Source organism: Bacillus sp. REN10, from assembly GCF_016820555.1.
GTDB lineage: Bacteria > Bacillota > Bacilli > Bacillales > Domibacillaceae > Bacillus_CE.
Genome location: NZ_JADHDW010000001.1, coordinates 219,326 through 238,614, shown reverse-complemented (window position 1 = coordinate 238,614; position 19,289 = coordinate 219,326). Strand labels below are relative to the sequence as shown.

At 41.6% G+C, this 19,289-nt stretch carries 16 protein-coding genes; 2 read left to right on the top strand and 14 right to left on the bottom strand.

The features are described 5' to 3' along the window. Positions 1–2: 2 nt before the first annotated feature. From ysxE to hemA, 8 genes are all read right to left on the bottom strand, one after another. On the bottom strand, positions 3–1,004 hold the full coding sequence (ysxE, locus tag IRB43_RS01160) for a spore coat protein YsxE (RefSeq protein ID WP_203361595.1): 1,002 nt from the start codon (positions 1,002–1,004) through the stop codon (positions 3–5). A gap of 58 nt (positions 1,005–1,062) precedes the next feature. Next, on the bottom strand, positions 1,063–2,193 hold the full coding sequence (gene spoVID / locus IRB43_RS01155; RefSeq protein WP_203361594.1) for a stage VI sporulation protein D: 1,131 nt from the start codon (positions 2,191–2,193) through the stop codon (positions 1,063–1,065). Between the two features lie 377 nt (positions 2,194–2,570). Further along, positions 2,571–3,860, bottom strand: coding sequence for a glutamate-1-semialdehyde 2,1-aminomutase (gene hemL / locus IRB43_RS01150; protein WP_203361593.1), 1,290 nt, complete (start codon positions 3,858–3,860; stop codon positions 2,571–2,573). 16 nt (positions 3,861–3,876) lie between these two features. Next, a complete protein-coding gene (gene hemB / locus IRB43_RS01145; protein ID WP_203361978.1) occupies positions 3,877–4,854 on the bottom strand; it encodes a porphobilinogen synthase in 978 nt (325 codons plus the stop codon). Continuing rightward, positions 4,851–5,630 (bottom strand): uroporphyrinogen-III synthase, encoded by a 780-nt coding sequence (locus IRB43_RS01140; protein WP_203361592.1) that lies wholly within the window; start codon positions 5,628–5,630, stop codon positions 4,851–4,853. The genes hemB and IRB43_RS01140 overlap by 4 nt, the downstream gene beginning before the upstream one ends. Continuing rightward, positions 5,631–6,560 (bottom strand): hydroxymethylbilane synthase, encoded by a 930-nt coding sequence (hemC, locus tag IRB43_RS01135; RefSeq protein WP_203361591.1) that lies wholly within the window; start codon positions 6,558–6,560, stop codon positions 5,631–5,633. A gap of 15 nt (positions 6,561–6,575) precedes the next feature. After that, positions 6,576–7,412 carry a cytochrome c biogenesis protein CcsA gene (gene ccsA / locus IRB43_RS01130; RefSeq protein ID WP_203361590.1) on the bottom strand — a complete coding sequence of 279 codons (837 nt, stop codon included), beginning with the start codon at positions 7,410–7,412 and terminating at the stop codon, positions 6,576–6,578. Between the two features lie 13 nt (positions 7,413–7,425). Next, positions 7,426–8,769, bottom strand: coding sequence for a glutamyl-tRNA reductase (gene hemA / locus IRB43_RS01125; protein ID WP_203361589.1), 1,344 nt, complete (start codon positions 8,767–8,769; stop codon positions 7,426–7,428). 205 nt (positions 8,770–8,974) lie between these two features. Between hemA and IRB43_RS01120 the strand changes: the two genes are divergently transcribed. Both IRB43_RS01120 and IRB43_RS01115 read left to right on the top strand, forming a co-directional pair. Continuing rightward, complete coding sequence (locus IRB43_RS01120; RefSeq protein WP_203361588.1) at positions 8,975–9,460, top strand: LiaI-LiaF-like domain-containing protein; 486 nt, start codon at positions 8,975–8,977, stop codon at positions 9,458–9,460. 11 nt (positions 9,461–9,471) lie between these two features. Next, positions 9,472–9,975, top strand: a complete 504-nt coding sequence (locus IRB43_RS01115) for a DUF2062 domain-containing protein (protein ID WP_203361587.1) — start codon at positions 9,472–9,474, stop codon at positions 9,973–9,975. A gap of 94 nt (positions 9,976–10,069) precedes the next feature. On the opposite strand, the gene yihA is transcribed toward IRB43_RS01115, so the two are convergent. The 6 genes from yihA to IRB43_RS01085 all read right to left on the bottom strand — a co-directional run bounded on the left by yihA (position 10,070) and on the right by IRB43_RS01085 (position 19,264). Further along, the gene (gene yihA / locus IRB43_RS01110) at positions 10,070–10,657 is read right to left on the bottom strand and encodes a ribosome biogenesis GTP-binding protein YihA/YsxC (RefSeq protein WP_203361586.1); all 588 of its coding nucleotides are present in this window, start codon (positions 10,655–10,657) and stop codon (positions 10,070–10,072) included. Beyond that, a complete protein-coding gene (lon, locus tag IRB43_RS01105) occupies positions 10,654–12,978 on the bottom strand; it encodes an endopeptidase La (protein WP_203361585.1) in 2,325 nt (774 codons plus the stop codon). The genes yihA and lon overlap by 4 nt, the downstream gene beginning before the upstream one ends. A 259-nt stretch (positions 12,979–13,237) precedes the next feature. Continuing rightward, positions 13,238–14,884: an ATP-dependent protease LonB gene (gene lonB, locus IRB43_RS01100; RefSeq protein ID WP_203361584.1), complete on the bottom strand. Its 1,647-nt coding sequence runs from the start codon at positions 14,882–14,884 to the stop codon at positions 13,238–13,240. A gap of 467 nt (positions 14,885–15,351) precedes the next feature. After that, on the bottom strand, positions 15,352–16,617 hold the full coding sequence (gene clpX / locus IRB43_RS01095; RefSeq protein WP_203361583.1) for an ATP-dependent protease ATP-binding subunit ClpX: 1,266 nt from the start codon (positions 16,615–16,617) through the stop codon (positions 15,352–15,354). A 239-nt stretch (positions 16,618–16,856) separates the two neighbouring features. Further along, positions 16,857–18,143 carry a trigger factor gene (gene tig / locus IRB43_RS01090; RefSeq protein WP_203361582.1) on the bottom strand — a complete coding sequence of 429 codons (1,287 nt, stop codon included), beginning with the start codon at positions 18,141–18,143 and terminating at the stop codon, positions 16,857–16,859. A gap of 149 nt (positions 18,144–18,292) precedes the next feature. Continuing rightward, positions 18,293–19,264 (bottom strand): tetratricopeptide repeat protein, encoded by a 972-nt coding sequence (locus IRB43_RS01085; RefSeq protein ID WP_203361581.1) that lies wholly within the window; start codon positions 19,262–19,264, stop codon positions 18,293–18,295. Between the last annotated feature and the right edge of the window lie 25 nt (positions 19,265–19,289).

Below are 19,289 nucleotides of genomic sequence, written 5' to 3'. Positions count from 1 at the left end.
GCCTACGATGACAGTCCCCCGCTATTGTTGGAATCGAGATGAACAAGAAAGGATTCACTGTTTTTCAACTGCCAATATTGCTGCTGCAGCCGCTGAGTGAATTGATACTCATTGTGTTTTCTAGAATGAGTAAAGTAGGATGAAACCGTTTGATAGATCGCTCCTGGGTAGGCCAAGTAACTATGAAATAATAATTTTTCTTCCTTCTTTAAAGGGAAGTATTGCGTGTAATGAGCGAACTGCTCAATTTCTGCCTCTACCTTCTTTGGGAAAGTAGTCAAAGAATCCGCAAAGTACGGCACAAGATCATGAATGGGTGTCGCTGGTCGAGATTTCTCTAAATTAATAAAATAACCGGTGCCATGATGATCTAAAATAAAATGGTCCAATGACAGATTCCCATGCACTTGAACGGTGCGAGCCTTTTTATGTTCTTTCGTTTCCTCTATCCACTCTTTCAACTTCTCCTTAGCGTAAAAGTATGCCATCGCCACATCGTGATAATATATTCCATATTGCAAACTAAAAGGAGACATATACGTCTCTTTTTCCGCTAAAGTGATATATTGTTCTAATTGTTCTTCTTGTCGCTCCCATATGTTTTTCATCTGCTCATAATGTTCAAGCCTTTCCTTTGGATCCACCTCTATTTCTTTTGAAGATAATAAGTGTAGTCTAGCTGCTTCTCTTAACATTTGCTTATCTTTTAAAATGGTATCCCTCTCATTCCTTCCCTCAATCCATGGCATTAAATAATAAATATGCTGTCCTTCGAGAATGCCGTAGCGACCATCTAACGCCGGGTACACAGGCGCGAAATGATGATAGCCTGATTGATACAATCGCTGCATGCTCGGAAGAAAAGACATCCCGCGAGTCGCTGGTATTCTTTTTAAAGCAAAATTCCCTTTGTCCGTATATAGCTTTTGAATGCGGCCAAAGGATTCCATATATTCCGGCTGCAGACCATACTGTTTCCACACTTCTGAAAAGGGCTGTTCCACCTTCTTCACCCGCTTTATCCAAAAGTAAGGCTGTCCCACCATGAGACAGCCAGACTATTTATTTTCTGGCCTGCTCATGGCTCGGAATGTAGAGCACCTGGCCTTCTGTAATCGTTTGGTTCGCCTCTAATTTATTCTCCTTTACAATCTCAGACACTAACAATCCGTAGCGCTCCGCCAACTTTTGTAGCGTATCCTCTTTTTGCACAAGGCAGATCTTCCAAGTCACTGATTCATCCTCTTCTTTTCTGGCAAAAAAATCAGCTAACGACATCGTCTCTGTTTGTTTGAAGCCAAATGATTTTTTCTTTTTCGGCTCAGGTGCTGGTGCTTCCTCTTTGCTTTCTACTAACTCACCACTCTCCATCTCTTCGTTCATCATTGGACTATGATTCTCCATATTCTCTTCTGCCGTGATTTCGCTGTTTTCTACTTGCTGGAATTCTTCCTCCTCATTTCTTTTTTCAATGGCTGCCACAAATGATGGTTTTTTCTCTTCTTCCCACTCATCTGGCTTTCTTTTGACCTCTACAGAAAAGTCTTCTTCTTCTTCATCTGTTACATTAGCGATCGGTTCTAAATCGAGTGTGACCATTGAAAATTCCAGCTCTTCTTCTATTTCCTCCACTTCTTGCTGAAGCTCATCGACACTGTCTTGCTCTTGTTTGACCTCTTGTAAGTCAATGGACTCTAATGGTTCCTCATCAACAAATTCTTCTATTTCTTCTATTTCTTCCGTTTCTAACGGTCTATGCGTTTGCTGCTCTCCATAAATGCCGGAGATGGATAAATCGACGGTCAGCTTTAAATCCCCTTTTTGAGGAAGAGCGTAATCAAAAGAATCAATATAAATTTCTACTTCCTCTAGCCGTTCAATCCGGTTTTTCGGTATCGTAATATCAATAGGAAATTCATGAAAGAACTCACATTCATATTCACTTCGCTCCAACACTTGCTGAACGTACTTAATCGGCAAGTTGTGCTCATCTTCTTTTTCCTCTGCCATAGCTGGCTGATATTCTCCAGAAAGCTCAAGACATCCGTACAGGCGGATAAACTGATCCTGCTCCTCCATTTGTATTTGGGGATCAAGGGAAATAGAATATAACTCCTCTACCTCCTGTCCGCTATCAAATCGAATCGTTTCTTCTAGAGAAAATCGTAAATACGACTGATCTTGAGAAGTCACGCTTATTCCTCCTTCCACTAAATGCAGCTTTCATCTCATACTTCATAACGTTCTCTTCATCCCGCATTAACGGGCTGTAAGACCCCCACCTCAACATGGCGAAAGAATCGCAGACGTGTAGGTGGGGGATCAACAGCCCGTAAACGCCCGATCCGTTCAACTAACAATCAGTGGGGATAAAGAAAACCCCCACTGATTGAAGTTTCACTTTATTCGAATGTATGCTTTTGAAAAAGGGAATATGCTTTTTCTTACCGTAGATCTTCCTTTCCAATGGAAAAAGAAAAAGGGATGCTCCCAATCAAAATAGGTCGTATATAAAGAGAATTCATTTCTCCTTACTTCCTAATTTTGATTGAAAACAACCCTAAAAATGATTATTTTTTCAGTTTACTAAATGCTTTTTCTGCCGCGGCAATCGTCTTCTCAATATCTTCATCTGTATGAGCAGTTGATAAGAATAACCCTTCAAATTGAGAAGGAGGAAGGAAAATTCCTTCATTGGCCATTTCTTTATAATACTCAGCAAACAATTGTAAATCAGATGTTTTCGCTGTTTCATAGTTAATGACGTCTTCATTTGTAAAGAAAATACCGATCATCGAACCTGCGCGATTAATTGTATAAGGGATACCGTGTTTTTCTGCTGCTTCAGATAGCCCTTTTTCTAAAAGATCAGCTTTGCGAATAAACTCATCATACGTTTCTGGTGTTAATTGACGAAGCGTTTCTAAGCCAGCTGTCATCGCCATCGGGTTTCCAGAAAGTGTGCCCGCTTGATAAATTGGACCGCTTGGAGCGATTTTTTCCATAATATCTGCTCGTCCACCGAATGCACCGACTGGTAAACCGCCGCCTATAACTTTTCCTAAGCATGTCAAATCTGGTGTCACACCGAAATAACCTTGTCCGCAGTTATAGCCTACACGGAAGCCCGTCATCACTTCATCGAAAATTAACAGTGCGCCGTATTGCTCTGTAATGTCACGAAGCCCTTGAAGGAAGCCAGGCTGCGGAGGAACAACCCCCATGTTTCCAGCAACTGGTTCAACAATAATACAAGCAATATCCTCTCCGTATTGTTCAAAGGCATATTTGACGCCATCAAGGTCATTATAAGGAACTGTCACCGTATTTTTTGCGACTCCTTCAGGAACACCTGGGCTGTCTGGCAGACCTAATGTAGCGACTCCTGAGCCTGCTTTAATTAATAGGGAATCTCCATGACCATGATAGCAGCCTTCAAATTTTAAAATCTTATTTCGGCCAGTGAATCCGCGAGCAAGGCGAAGCGCACTCATCGTCGCTTCTGTTCCTGAAGAAACCATGCGAACCACTTCAATCGATGGCACACGCTCAATGACAAGCTTCGCTAATTCATTTTCAACTAATGTCGAGGCTCCGAAGCTTGTACCTGTTTCAGCTGTCTTCTTCAACCCTTCTACTACTTCGTCATTGCTATGACCTAAAATAAGCGGCCCCCAAGAGAGCACGTAATCAATGTATTCATTGCCATCGATATCATAAATTTTCGATCCTTTGCCCCGTTCCATAAAAATCGGATCCATATTCACTGATTTGAATGCACGGACTGGACTATTCACTCCGCCCGGCATTAATTTGACTGCTTCTTTATATGCTTGCTTCGACTTTTCATACGAACGCATTGATCATTTCCCCCTTTTATTCGCTCAGCCAACGGGCTACATCTTTTGCAAAATAAGTAATGATTAAATCAGATCCTGCTCGTTTCATACTTGTTAATTTCTCCATGACCACTGCTTTTTCATCAATCCAGCCATTTAACGCTGCAGCTTTCACCATGGAATACTCTCCACTGACATTGTAAGCAACAACGGGTGCATTGAAATGATTGCGCACATCGCGAATAATGTCCAAATAAGAAAGGGCAGGCTTCACGATTAAGAAATCAGCGCCTTCTTCCATATCGGATTGGGCTTCACGCAGTGCTTCCCGGCGATTGGCTGGGTCCATTTGATACGTTTTCCGGTCACCAAATTGCGGTGTTGAATCGGCCGCATCGCGGAAGGGTCCGTAAAAACTTGAAGCGTATTTCACGGCATAAGACATGATTGGCACATCCGTATAGCCAGCCTCATCTAGCCCCTTGCGAATAGCAGCGACAAATCCATCCATCATGTTAGAAGGAGCAATAATATCAGCTCCCGCTTCCGCTTGACTAACGGCTGTTTTCGCTAATAAATCAAGGGATGGGTCGTTTAATACTTTTCCGCCTTCAATCACACCACAGTGGCCATGATCGGTATATTCACAAAGACATGTATCTGCAATTACGATCATCTCTGAATATTGTTCTTTAATCACGCGAGTCGCCTGCTGCACAATCCCGTGAGAGTGATAAGCACCTGTTCCTGTTGCATCTTTTTCATGAGGTACACCGAATAAAATGACCGACTTAATACCGAGAGAAACGATTTCATCCATTTCTTCGTGCAAACGATCCAGGGATAGTTGGAACACGCCTGGCATCGAGGATACTTCATGTTTAATGTTTTCTCCCTCAACAATAAATAGCGGGTAAATTAAATCTTCTTTTTGAAGCACCGTTTCACGAACAAGGGCGCGCATATTTGCTGATTGTCGCAAACGACGATGACGTGTAAATTGTAATTCCATTATTCCTCTTCCTTTCTGAAGTATTGAGCCATTTCTTCAATCAATGCTTCGATCGTATATTCCTCTGGACAAATCGAGACGGAAAGACCAAATTTCTTTACTACTGCTTCTGTCACTGGTCCAATGCAGGCAATCACCGCTGATAGCGAAAGATTTGCTTCTTCGATCGCATTCATAAAATGGCGAACAGCTGATGGACTCGTAAACGTAATCACATCTAGCCGCTCGCTTTGCAAAAGCTGAAGGAGACGGCTTTTTTCCTCTTTAGGAAAAAAGGTTTCGTATACGATCCACTCCTCTACCTGTGCACCTTGTTTTCGAAGCGCCTCAGCAATCGTTGTTCTAGCGAGATTCCCTTTAGGAATAAGAACGTTCTGTGCTTGAAAAAGTCCTAGTTCAATCTCTTTTGCCAATTGATCGGCAGAAAATTTTTCCGGAATATAATCCGCTTGAAAGCCATATTCCTGCAATACAGCGGCTGTTTTCGTGCCAATTGCAACAAAGCGAGCGGAAATCCGCTTGCGATCAACGCCCATTTTTTCCAGCTGCTGAAAGAAAAAATCGACGCCGTTTTTACTCGTTAACACAATCCAATCATATGTATATAGCTTGCTAACAACGATCGCTTCATTCGGAGCTTGAACTGCCCGAAAAGCAATCAAGGGAACAGCATAGGCTATTCCCCCGGCTGCTTTTATTTTATCAATAAATGGGGCCGCTTGTCCTCTTGGACGTGTCACTAAAATACGTTTATTACCGAGCGGCAGACGGACTGTCATTTACGCATCCAGCTCCGCTTTCACGTCCTCAATGAGCTTCTTCGCTCCACGTTCACTTAAAAGGGCCGCTGCTTGTTCCCCAACCGCTTGAGGATCTTTTCCTTTAACCACTTCTTTGAAAATCGTCTTTCCATCTGGGGAAGCAACTAAAGCCGTTAATTGTGTTTCATCGCCTTCGATCGTCGCAAATCCAGCAATCGGCACTTGACAGCCACCTTCCATTTGATGAAGAAACGCTCTTTCTGCTTCTACCGTTTGCTTCGTCTCCTGTGAAGTAAATGCTGCAAGTAACTCTAGAACTTCTTCGTCAGCCTCGCGACACTCAATCGCTAAAGCCCCTTGTCCGACAGCTGGGACACATAGCTCGGTATCAAGGAATTCAGTGACGATATCAGAAGACCAGCCCATACGTGCAAGACCAGCCGCCGCTAAAATAATCGCGTCATATTCCTCTGTTTCTAACTTCGCTAGGCGTGTATCGATGTTTCCGCGAATCCATTTAATTTCTAAATCAGGACGAACAGCTAAAATTTGCGCACTTCGTCGAAGGCTGCTCGTACCAACAACTGCACCTGCCGGCATATCAGCCAGCTTAATATGTCCTTTAGAAATAAAGGCATCGCGATGATCCTCGCGTACTGGAATACAGCCGATCGTTAACCCTTCAGGCAACACAGCTGGCATATCCTTCATACTATGTACAGCGATATCAATCTCTTTATCGAGCATCGCTTGCTCAATCTCTTTTACGAACAAGCCTTTCCCGCCAACTTTTGAAAGGGTCACATCTAAAATACGATCCCCTTTCGTCACGATCTCTTTCACTTCAAAATCGTAATCAGCGTTGATCTTTCTTAATTGAGCGATGACCCAATTGGTTTGTGTTAACGCTAGTTTACTTCTTCGTGAACCAACAATAATCTTTCTCATTTTATTCTCCTACCTTTATGCATACCAAAAGTGAAACGATGAAAATCGACTCACTAGGAAGAAATTAATTAATACGATTAAAAAAGCCGCGCAGTTTAATTGCGCTAATGTTTTATCATACACTCCCCGTCGGACTTTTAAGTATAGGAATATACTATAGATCGTTAACAATACTAATGAAGCGACGATTTTCACATCAAACCAGCTGACATCCGGAAGCTTCATCACTTTCCAAGTTAGCCCTAAAATAAGGCTTAACAACAAAATCGGCACTCCGGTCGCATTAAAAATATAAGAGAGCTTCGCCAGCTTCTGTAAATCGCCAATCCGCCAAAGACGCTGGCTCCATTTTTTCATTTTGAGCAGCCTGTACTGCAGCAAGTAAAGCAAAGAAAAAATAAACGATAAGGAAAAGGCCCCATAAGAAAGGATTGCCATTGTAATATGAATAAATAACAGCTCAGACACAAGCTTTTCCGCCATCGCTTGGGACTCTACTTGCACAGGCGCAAATGTATGGATCGCCATAATAACGAAGCCAATCACATTCGTGAAAAACACCATAAAATCCATTCTCAGCAGTCGGTTCATCACCAATGACAACGTAATCAATATCCAGGCATAAAAATAAAGCCCTTCAAAAAGGGTAAGCACAGGGAATCGACCAGTCTGCTTCATATAAAGAAATAAAAAGATTGTTTGAAGTACCCAAACAATCGATAACATCGAGAAGGCGATTTGATTCGCCTTCTTGTTTTGATTTAAAAAGTCAATGAAATAGAACATGATACTTGCTGCATATAAAATGACCATCAGTTCATGTATTCTTGTCATTTCTTGTTCAAATAACATCGTGCAACCTCACTTACACTTGGAATAAAGGCTTTGCTTGTGCTACTTGAACGCGTTGTTCTGCGACTTTTGCCTGCTTTTGTTCCTCTACTTCTTGTTCGATATTGAAGATTTGCATAAACAGCTCTAATTTTTCAGCGGCCTTCTTATCTCCCGCCAATTCTTTTGCTTGTGAGATCGGATCCTTGAGCATTTGATTCACAATACTTTTCGTATGCTTGCTCAATACTTTCCGTTCACGATCCGTTAAATTCGGCATTTTTCGTTCGATGCTTTCCATCGTTTCCGCTTGAATAGAGAGCGCTTTCTGACGAAGAGCAGAAATCACTGGAACGATGCCAAGCATATTGATCCAATCATTAAATGCCACAATTTCACGTTCAATCATCAGCTCAATTTTTTCCGCTGCTTTTTGACGCTCCGCAAGATTGGCTTGTACAATTCCTTCAAGATCATCAATATCATATAAGAACACACTGTCGAGTTCAGAAATTGCAGGGTCAAGATCGCGCGGAACAGCAATATCCACCATAAACAATGGTTTGCCTTTACGCATCTTTTCCACAATAGCCATTCTTTCTTTTGTAATTACATAATCTTTGGATCCGGTTGAGCTGATTAAAATGTCCGCCTCCACTAACGCGCATTGCAACTCCTGTAACGTTTTGGCATCTCCATCAAAACGTTCTGCTAATACGGCCGCCTTTTCAAACGTTCGATTGATGACCGTCACTTTCGTTGCACCGCTGCCATGCAGGTTTTGAATAGCCAGCTCGCCCATCTTTCCCGCTCCGACAACAAGCACATGCTTTCCTTGTAAATTTCCAAAAATCTTTTTCGCCAACTCCACAGCCGCATAGCTGACAGATACAGCATTGGCACCAATATCCGTTTCGGCATGCGCTTTTTTCGCTAACGTGATCACTTGTTTGAATAAATGGTTAAATACCGTACCAGTAGACGCAATTTCTTGACCGCGCAAAAAGCTCGAGCGCACTTGTCCAAGAATTTGCGTCTCGCCAAGCACCATTGAGTTTAATCCGCTCGCTACTTTAAACAAATGCTCAACAGCTGCTTCTTGCTCATAAATAAATAGAAAAGGTGTAAACTCTTCCTTTTCAATCTTAAACCATTTTGATAAAAAATCTTTAATGTAATATCGCCCTGTATGGAGTTGATCGACGACCGCATAAATTTCTGTCCGGTTACAAGTAGACAAAATCACATTTTCTAAAATGCTTTTTTGATTTTGAAGCTCTGACATCGCTTTCTCCAAATCAGAGTCATTAAAAGATAACCGTTCTCTTATCTCCACTGGGGCCGTTTTGTAGTTCAGTCCCACCACAATAATATGCACGTTTCATGACACCCCCGAAAGAATCTATTGGCTCTATTATACCACGGAAAAAAATTTCCTTTTTCGCAAATTGTGAACATATGCTAACATTAAAAGCAGTGAAATAGAAACAAATAGACAGTAACTGATATAATCCCTTTAAATAGAGTAACAAAATGAGACGTAAGATTCAAGATTGCGACAAAGAAAGCGGGGAAAATAGTGGATGAAGCAACAACGATTATTTCCAGGCGTGATTTTAATCGGGTTTGGATTGTACTTTTTCTTACAGCAGACAGGGATTGAGAGTATCCAGCCTTTTTTAAGTTGGCCTACTTTACTCATCGTGATTGGGCTAGCCTTTTTAGCTGAATCATACAGTGGAAATGAGGCCAGCGGTATTTTGCCAGGCGTCATTTTAACAGGCTTTGGCATTCACTTTCATGTTGTCAATCACTTTAATTTTTGGTCCAACGATACCGGTGTCTTTATCTTAATTATTTCACTTGGATTTTTAATGCAATATCAAAAAACGAGAAAAGGCCTATTTCAAGGTTTATTATTTCTTATTTTAGCCATCATCACCCTTTTTTATGACAAAGTGGTGCAATGGTTAGGTGTCCTTGAAAACCGAGCTCTTTCTTTATGGCAATTTTGGCCGATTGTTCTAGTCATTATCGGTGGTTACTTGTTATTTATTAAAAAGAAATAAGGAGCAGAGAAATGATTCAAACGATACAACGGAGGGTAAAATATTTACTGTTGAAGTTTTTCAGATTAAAAGGAAGCGCCCACAGTATTTCGATCGGCTTTACTTTAGGGGCTTCGATTAACTTTGTGCCATCCTTTGGCGTTGGCGTATTGGTCTCTGTTGCCATTGCCAAACTATTTAAAGGAAATCCCATCGCTGGCTTTTTAGGGGGCATTTCATTAATGTGGGTATTTCCAGTGCTGTTTTACTTGAACTTACTAACAGGACGCTTTGTTTTTCCGGATGATTTAGGCGATGTCATTGAACAAGTAGCGAATCATTCAGCGTCACTTGACCAATCGCTTCTTACAAGCCTTTCGCTCGGTCGGACATTTATGATCGGCATGCTCATTAACATTGCCATTTTCATTTGTTTATTGTACCCGCCGATCTACATTATTTCCAAGCGATATCAAAAAAAGATCTTGCAATACATATACATCAAATGGGTGAAACGACCAGCGATTCAAAGATAACTAGTCTTTTAACATGATTTTTACCACATTTGCACGAGTAGCAATCACATATGAAAAAAGCAACGAATCCTTCAAGTGGATTCGTTGCTTTTTTTTAATTCTTCATTCGTCTTTGCAGTACTTTCCAAGCCTCGTCTTTCCCTTGACCTGTTTCAGATGAAAAAATGATGATATCATCTTCCGGCTCAAATTCAAGCTTTTCCTTGATCACTTTCAAATGTTTTTGCCATTTCCCTTTTGGAATTTTATCCGCTTTTGTGGCGATAACAACCGCTGGAATTTCGTAATGCTTAAGAAAGTTATACATCATGACATCATCTTCCGTTGGGGGATGTCTTAAATCGATAATTAACACACACGCTTTCAGTGGTTCTCGCGTCGTTAAATACGTTTCAATCATTTTCCCCCATGCTTCGCGCTCTTTTTTAGAAACTTTTGCAAAGCCGTAGCCAGGAACGTCGACAAAATAAAGCGCCTCTTCAATTTTATAAAAGTTAAGCGTTTGTGTTTTCCCTGGCTTAGAGGAAATGCGAGCCATGCTTTTGCGGTTGATCATTTTATTAATAAAGGATGATTTTCCGACATTGGAGCGTCCAGCTAGGGCAAACTCCGGCAAAGTACTGTCTGGATATTGTTCAGGCTTCACCGCACTAATGACCATTTCTACTTGATTTACTTTCATTTCTTTTCACCTACTAATGCTACTTTTAACACATCTTCCATAGTGGAAGCGAGAACAAATGTTAATTCCTTACGCACACTTTCTGGAATGTCTTCAATATCTTTTTCATTATCTTGCGGAAGAATAATCGTTTTCAATCCTGCACGATGCGCTCCCAATGACTTTTCTTTCACGCCTCCAATTGGCAATACGCGTCCGCGCAGAGTGATTTCTCCTGTCATGCCAACTTCCTTGCGAATCGGACGACCAGTTAAAGCCGACACAAGAGCCGTTGCCATGGTGATGCCAGCAGATGGGCCATCTTTCGGCACCGCTCCTTCTGGCACATGAATATGAATATCATATTTTTCATAAAAATCCGTTTCAATCTGCAGCTCTTCTGTTTTCGAACGGACATAGCTAAAGGCTGCTTGAGCAGATTCTTTCATCACATCTCCAAGCTTACCCGTTAAAATTAATTTCCCTTTTCCCGGAGAAAGCGAGACTTCAATTTGCAGCGTATCTCCGCCCACAGCCGTATAAGCCAGTCCATTCGCTACTCCAACTTGATCAACTGTTTCGGCTTGGCCGTAACGGAACATTTTCTTTCCTAGAAACTCTTCTATGTTTTTGCTCGTCACGACGATTCGCTTACGCTCGTTGGATACAATTCTTTTCGCCGACTTTCGACAGATAGACGCTAACTGCCGCTTAAGACTGCGCACGCCAGCTTCTCTCGTGTAGTAGCGAATGATATCTTGTATCGCTTCTTCTTTGACTTGCAGTTGACTTTTCGCTAATCCATGCTCTTCAATTTGTTTTAGCAATAAATGTTCCATCGCAATATGTGTTTTTTCTACTTCTGTATAGCCGGCAATTGTAATAATCTCCATTCGGTCACGGAGCGGCCCTGGAATCGTCGCTAAATCGTTCGCTGTTGCAATAAACATGACATTCGAAAGATCGTACGTTTCTTCAATGTAATGATCGCTAAAGTTATGGTTTTGCTCCGGGTCCAGAACTTCTAGTAAGGCAGCGGACGGATCTCCTCTAAAGTCGCTCGACATTTTATCAATTTCGTCTAGCAAAAATACAGGATTGATCGTTCCCGCTTTTTTCATTCCTTGAATAATACGTCCCGGCATCGCTCCAACATAGGTGCGGCGATGGCCGCGAATTTCCGATTCATCTCGCACCCCCCCAAGGGAAATACGGACAAAGTTTCTGCCGAGTGATTCAGCAATTGAACGAGCTAGAGAGGTTTTCCCCACTCCTGGAGGTCCTGCTAAACAAAGAATTGGACCTTTCAATGATTTCGTCAGCTGTTGAACCGCTAAATATTCTAATACTCGTTCTTTGACTTTTTCTAAGCCATAATGGTCGCGATTTAAAATCATTTCTGCGTGAGACACATCGAGATCATCGTCTGTTGCTTTCGACCACGGTAACGCAAGGAGCCAATCTAAATAGTTGCGAATAACGACACTTTCCGCTGCACTAGAAGGGATTTTTTCGTAACGGCTCAGTTCTTTTAAGGCGGTTTTTTCCACATTTTCAGGCATCCCCGCTTCTTCAATGCGCTTCGTCAATTCTTCGACTTCGCCGGTTTTTCCTTCCTTCTCTCCAAGTTCCTGCTGAATGGCTTTCATTTGCTCACGCAAAAAGTATTCCTTTTGCGTGCGCTCCATCGACGTTTTTACACGTTGCCCAATTTTCTTCTCTAAACTCAGCACCTGTTTCTCATTATTCAATAATTGGATAATGAGATTTAAACGCTCTTTCACATCGAACGTTTCCAAAATCTCCTGTTTTTCTTTCAATTTGATTGGCAAATGAGAGGCTACAATATCCGCCAATCTACCCGGCTCTTCAATATCCGCTACAGTGGAATATGTTTCAGCGGATATTTTTTTAGAAAGCTTTATGTATTGTTCAAAATATTGCAAAAGCGTGCGCATGAGCGCCTGAAGTTCCGCATTTACTTGCTTGTCATCTGCCTGTGTGCGAACAGTAGCTAAAAAGTAGTCTTCTTTATCTTCTAATGTTTCGATCGTTGCCCGTTCTATTCCTTCTACTAGCACACGAATCGTTCCGTTTGGCAGTTTGAGCATTTGCTTCACTTTTGTCAATGTCCCTGTTTCAAACAAATCTTCCTGAATCGGGTCATCTATATTCGTATCTTTTTGGGTAGCCAAAAAGATCAAATGATCGTCCATCATCGCTTGTTCCAATGCTTGAACGGAACGCTCGCGACCTACGTCAAGATGCAGTACCATCGTTGGATAAACTAATAAGCCTCTTAACGGCAGGAGGGGAACAGTATGTACTGGTTGATTATTCATAAACATTACCTCCATCAATTACAACATGAGACAAGCTATTCCCTGTTGATCTCTATGTTGCTTTCTTCCTAAAACATGCATACTTTTTTTAATTCTATCTTATTTAAAAGGGAGTGTCTATTCTTTGAAGAGGATCACTTGCATTCCACGCTTGATTCATCCCCATAATAAAAAGGCTGCCCGCTAAAAACAGCTAGTATCTCCGCTGCTTGATCAAAACCTCCTGGAGATGTTTAGCATTTTACCGAGCAGCCTTTCCTTATAGCGCCTCTGAATGCTGATTCCCTTGTATTTCAGCCTGCTTATCAAAAAAGTGTTCAAACGTTTCCCTTAAATGAGCAACAGGAACAATCGTAATTCCTTCGAGCCCATTTAAATCAAGAAGGTCATTTTCATGCGGAATTAACACCTTTTTCGCTCCTGCTTCCTTCGCTGCTAATACCTTTTGTCTTACACCGCCAACCGGTTTAATTCTCCCCGACAAACTAATTTCTCCAGTAACCGCTACTGTATGGTTCACAGGATGACGGTAAATCGCTGAATAAATCGCCACAGCCATAGCTGCTCCAGCCGATGGACCGTCGACAGGAATACCTCCCGGAAAGTTAAGGTGAATATCAAATTGGTCGACAGGGACACCTAAAGATTTTAATACCGTCCATGCATTTTCAGCTGATCCTTTAGCCATACTTTTACGCCGAATGGATTTACCTGGCTGATTAAAGGTTTCTTCCTCTACAATGCCAGACACCACCACCGAGCTAGCACTTGTTGTCGGGATGACAAGCGCTTCAATTTCCAATAAGGCTCCGCTAGCAGGACCAGTAACCGCCAGCCCATTAACGATCCCGATCATGGCTTTTTCAGGTATAGAAGGCAACCATTTGGGTGAAAGGCGACTAGAATAAACAACCCATTCTACTTCTTCATCACGAATCTCACTTCTATTATCCATCATCGCTAGCCCGGCCGCCATTTGAATTAAATTGACCGCTTCCCGACCATTGCGTGTATATTTCGCTGTTAAGGATAGCCCTTTTTCCGTTATCGTCATTTGTGCCTTTTCAGCTGCTTTTTTGGCAATTTCCACGAGATCTTTATGGTGTAGCTCATTAAAAAAGACCTCTTGGCAGCGTGACCGAATGGCTGCTGGAATTTCTTCGGGTCTTTTCGTCGTGGCACCAATTAAGCGAAAGTCAGCAGGCATCCCTTTTTGAAAAATATTATGAATATGCTTCGGAATCGTTTCATTTTCTTCACTATAATAAATGCTTTCAAGCCATACTTTCCGATCCTCTAGCACCTTTAATAGCTTGTTCATTTGAATCGAATGCAATTCACCAATTTCATCTAAAAAGAGAATCCCTCCGTGCGCATCGCTTACTGCCCCTTTTTTCGGCTGGGGAATCCCTGCTTGGCCGAGCGCTCCGGCTCCTTGATAAATCGGGTCATGCACCGACCCGATTAAAGGATCGGCGATGCCTCTTTCATCGAACCGAGCTGTTGTCGCATCTAACTCAACAAACACCGAATCAGCTGTAAAAGGCGATTTCGGACTCTTTTTTGCTTCTTCTAACACTAACCGCGCAGCCGCCGTTTTGCCGACACCAGGCGGTCCGTATATAATAACATGCTGGGGATGCGGACCACAAAGAGCGGCTCTTAACGCTTTAATCCCTTCTTCTTGCCCGATTACATCAGCAAAGCTTGCCGGTCTGATTTTCTCAGCTAGCGGCTTCGTTAACGAAATCGCTCTCATTTTCTCTAACGCTTCCATCTCTTTTTTGGATTCCCGGTCAATCGTTATTTTATTAGCGTGCTGTTTTTTCAGCAAAGTTAAAAAATAAAAGCTAATGATCACTCCAAATATAAACTGTCCTACAATAGCTACTGTCGTCCAATCCATCTGGTACCCTCCTGTACTAAAAAATGATTTATACTTAATTTTTCAGTATTTCCAGTTAAGGCACAGATCATCCGTTTTTTACAGTAGACTTGATGAGAAAGTCTTATTTCTTCTAAGAAGAGCATCATTAACCTTCTAATTGAATCAAGCCTTTATATAAAAACAACGCGAAAAAGGACAGCTACTTATAACTTTCACTGTCCTGTTTTGGCTCCGCTTTTCTTGTCCAGCTACAAGCGCCTAACCCCTCGAGGTCAAAAACCAAGCCAGCCAAAAGGTTAAAGAACAACCTTTCAGCTGGCTCGCCTTTTGCTTGTCGGGGCTAAACAAGGCGCTTCCGCTTTTCTTGTCCAGCTCCGCCTCCTTGGGGCTCTAGTCAGATGCCGAGCCCGGCTTCATGGCAAAGAGCACCATCTTGCCGGTCCGTCATCTGCTGATCGCCCCAGGGCAGTCGGCTCCGCTTTTCTTTACGCCGGTGTTTTTGTGTTTTGGTCGATGTTTTGGCCGTCTTCGCCTAGCAATTTCGGTGGCGCACCGTCTGTTACTGTTTCTTTTGTGATAATGCATGTTTTCACGTCTTCGCGTGATGGCAAGTCATACATCACATCTAGCATAATGCTTTCGATGATGGAACGAAGCCCACGAGCACCTGTTTTGCGCTCGATTGCTTTTTTCGAAATTTCACGAAGAGCTTCTTCTTCAAAGACTAACTCTACATCATCAATTTCAAGCATTTTTTGATATTGTTTCACCAATGCGTTTTTCGGTTTTGTTAAAATTTCTACTAACGCTTCTTCATCCAATTGTTCTAAGCTTGCGATAACTGGAAGACGTCCGATAAACTCTGGAATTAATCCAAACTTTAATAAATCTTCCGGCACAAGTCTCGCAAGAAGGGATTGATCGCTTACTTCTTCTTGTTTTGTGTCGGCACCAAAGCCAATCACTTTTTGTCCTAAACGGCGTTTAATAATCGATTCGACACCATCAAAAGCTCCTCCGCAAATAAAGAGGATATTGGTTGTATCAATTTGGATGAATTCTTGATGCGGGTGCTTTCTGCCGCCTTGTGGAGGAACGCTCGCCACTGTACCTTCTAAAATCTTCAATAAGGCTTGCTGCACACCTTCACCAGACACATCGCGCGTAATCGAAGGGTTCTCAGATTTACGGGCTACTTTGTCAATTTCATCGATGTAGATAATGCCTTTTTCGGCTTTTTCTACATCATAATCCGCTGCTTGAATTAGCTTAAGAAGAATGTTCTCTACATCTTCCCCTACATATCCAGCTTCCGTTAAAGAAGTGGCATCGGCAATGGCAAATGGTACGTTTAAAATACGCGCCAATGTTTGAGCAAGAAGGGTTTTCCCGCTTCCCGTCGGCCCGATTAAACAAATGTTACTTTTCGAAAGCTCAACATCGTCTACTTTGCTGTTGGAGTTAATTCGTTTGTAATGATTGTAAACAGCAACCGCCAACGATTTTTTTGCCCGTTCTTGTCCAATCACATACTCGTCAAGAATATCACGAATTTCTGTTGGCTTTGGAACATCTTTAAACTCTACTTCTTCTTCTGTTCCAAGCTCTTCTTCGACGATTTCCGAGCACAGTTCAAGACATTCATCGCATATATACACGCCAGGACCAGCAACAAGCTTACGAACTTGATCCTGTGTTTTTCCACAGAAAGAACATTTGTATTGCCCTTTTTCATCGTTAAACTTAAACAAAATATGTCACCCCTTATAGAGAATAATATGAAACAAATGATTAAATTTGATTACTCACTTCTGTTCTTGAAAAGTTATGTACTGCATTGTAACACATTTATACACATACCTGAAAATAAAAAGGCTTTCTGTATATATAATGTGTGACGTATAGAACTATGACTTAAAACACAAAAGTTTTTATGTAATGGTAGAAAACAAGGCACGAGAGATTCGCGCCTTGTCTTCCCTTACTTCTATTATGCACTAGTTTTGCTGTTTTCTACAAGGAATTCGACTGCTTTGCGGATTTTCAAATCGCCTTTCATGCCTTCTGTGCTTCCTAATGCTTTTTTGATGTCTTCTACTGGTAAGTTGAATTGCTCAGACATTTTTGCTAACTCTTGTTCTACATCTTCTTCTGTTACTTCAAGATTTTCTGCAACAGCGATTGCTTCAAGAGTTAAGCTTGTACGAACGCGAGTCTCAGCGTTTTCTTTCATTTGGTTGCGAAGGTCTGTTTCACTTTGACCTGAGAATTGGTAATAAAGGTCAAGGTTCATTCCTTGCATAGAAAGGTTTTGAGTGAATTCTTGAAGCATGCGGTCGATTTCTGTTTCTACCATTACTTCAGGAAGATCTACTTCTACGTTTTCTACTGCTTTTTCAACAAGCGTGTCGCGAAGAGTTTGTTCTGCTTCGTTTTTCTTTTGCTCTTCTAAACGCTTTTGAATTTTTTCTTTTAGTTCAGCAAGAGTTTCCGCTGCTTCATCTGTTTCTTTGGCGAACTCATCGTTTAACTCAGGAAGCTCTTGAGATTTGATTTCGTGAATCGTTACTTTGAATACAGCTGGTTTTCCAGCAAGCTCTGCCGCATGATATTCTTCAGGGAATGTTACTTCCACGTCTTTTTCTTCGCCAGTCGCCATGCCGATCAATTGATCTTCAAAGCCTGGAATAAACGTGCCAGAACCGATCACTAATGAATAGTTTTCCGCTTTTCCGCCTTCAAATGCTTCACCATCTACAAAGCCTTCAAAGTCTAGAACAACTGTATCATCTGCTTCAATTTTTCCGTCTTCTTTCACAACAAGCTCCGCATGACGTTTTTGTAAAGAAGTCAATTCGTTTTGAACGTCTTCTTCTGTCACTTCTGTGCTCATTTTTTCTACTTCAAGACCTTTATATTCTCCAAGTTTTACTTCAGGCTTAACTGTAACAGTCGCTTTGAAGATTAACTCTTTGCCTTTTTCCATTTGTTCGATATCGATTTCTGGACGATCCACTGGCTCAATGCCTGCTTCCTCGATCGCTTTTCCATATGCTTCTGGAAGAATGAAATCAAGAGCATCTTGATATAAAGATTCTACACCGAAGCGCTTTTCAAACATTGCACGAGGCATTTTTCCTTTACGGAATCCAGGTACGTTAATCGTTTTTACTACTTTTTTAAATGCAGCATCAAGGCCGTTGCTCACTGTTTCTGCATCTACTTCTACTGTAAGAACGCCTTGGTTACCTTCTAATTTTTCCCATTTTGCAGACATAAAAAGTTCCCTCCAAAAATCTATAAATTGATAATAAAATTGAACATTTTATTGTGTTCGAACGCCCTATGTATGTTAACCATTAAACAAAAAGGACACTTTACGACCTTTACATTATAACACACGATGATGCTCTTTCAAGAAAAAGGCTACATAATAGGTGAAGAAATTTCATCTAGTTCCTTCATAAAGGCAAGACTGCGGCTCACCTCTTTATCTAATTCCCCCTCGTCTGGCGCCTCTTCATAATACGATTGAAGGAGACATAAAGAGGCTTTCACCCAGCTCTCAGGAGATACATCTTCCGGTTCAAATGGATACAGCAAGAAAAAATGACGTTGCACATACTCTTTCGCCTGCTCTAACAGCACAGGATTTGTCTGGCTAAGTTGTTCTTCCAAAAGATGAATCACTTCTTGGTAATATGGATTTTCAAATACATCCTTTAACATAGCTGGCACTACTTGCTGGTGAAAAGAAAATTTCTTAACTTCCGTCAGCTGCTCCACACCGTGCTCTTTCAGCACATTTAAAACGAGTGTTTGCACAAACGGATGGGTGGCAGCATCTTTCAACAGGGCTGCCAATTCCCTTTTATAAGGATGAATATTTTGGTTGACTAATTCCATCAATTTCATCGTTTGCTCCTGCAAACTCTCCTGTCCGCTAAAAAGCCGCGTTTCCTTTGTTGAAGGAGCTTGCTTCATTTTGTTACTCAGCGCTAACAGCCGTTCGAAATTCTCTCTTTTCGCTTCAGGAAGCTGCTTTTCTTCCATTAAAGCAGATAATGTTGTATAAATTTCCTCATATTTTTTTTGCTGCATTAAAATGAGAATGTATACGTCAAGCACATCAAAATATTCACCAATTCCTTGATGCAACATATCGGTGCATAACGAAAGAGCTTGTTCATCTTGACCGCTTTCATATAGAGCAAGCAATAAGGCCATCTTCACATCCCCCTCTTCCTCTAAAGGATATTGAAGCGCCTCTTTTAAATAAAGTACCGCGTGATTATAATCGTTCTCCTCTAGCGCCACTCTTCCTTTACGGATCAACTCTTGAGCCGTTCCCGGAAAAACAAATAAATTCCCCTTTTTTATCCATTTTTTCTTTTTCATTTAGTGGTCACCCGATCATTGATAG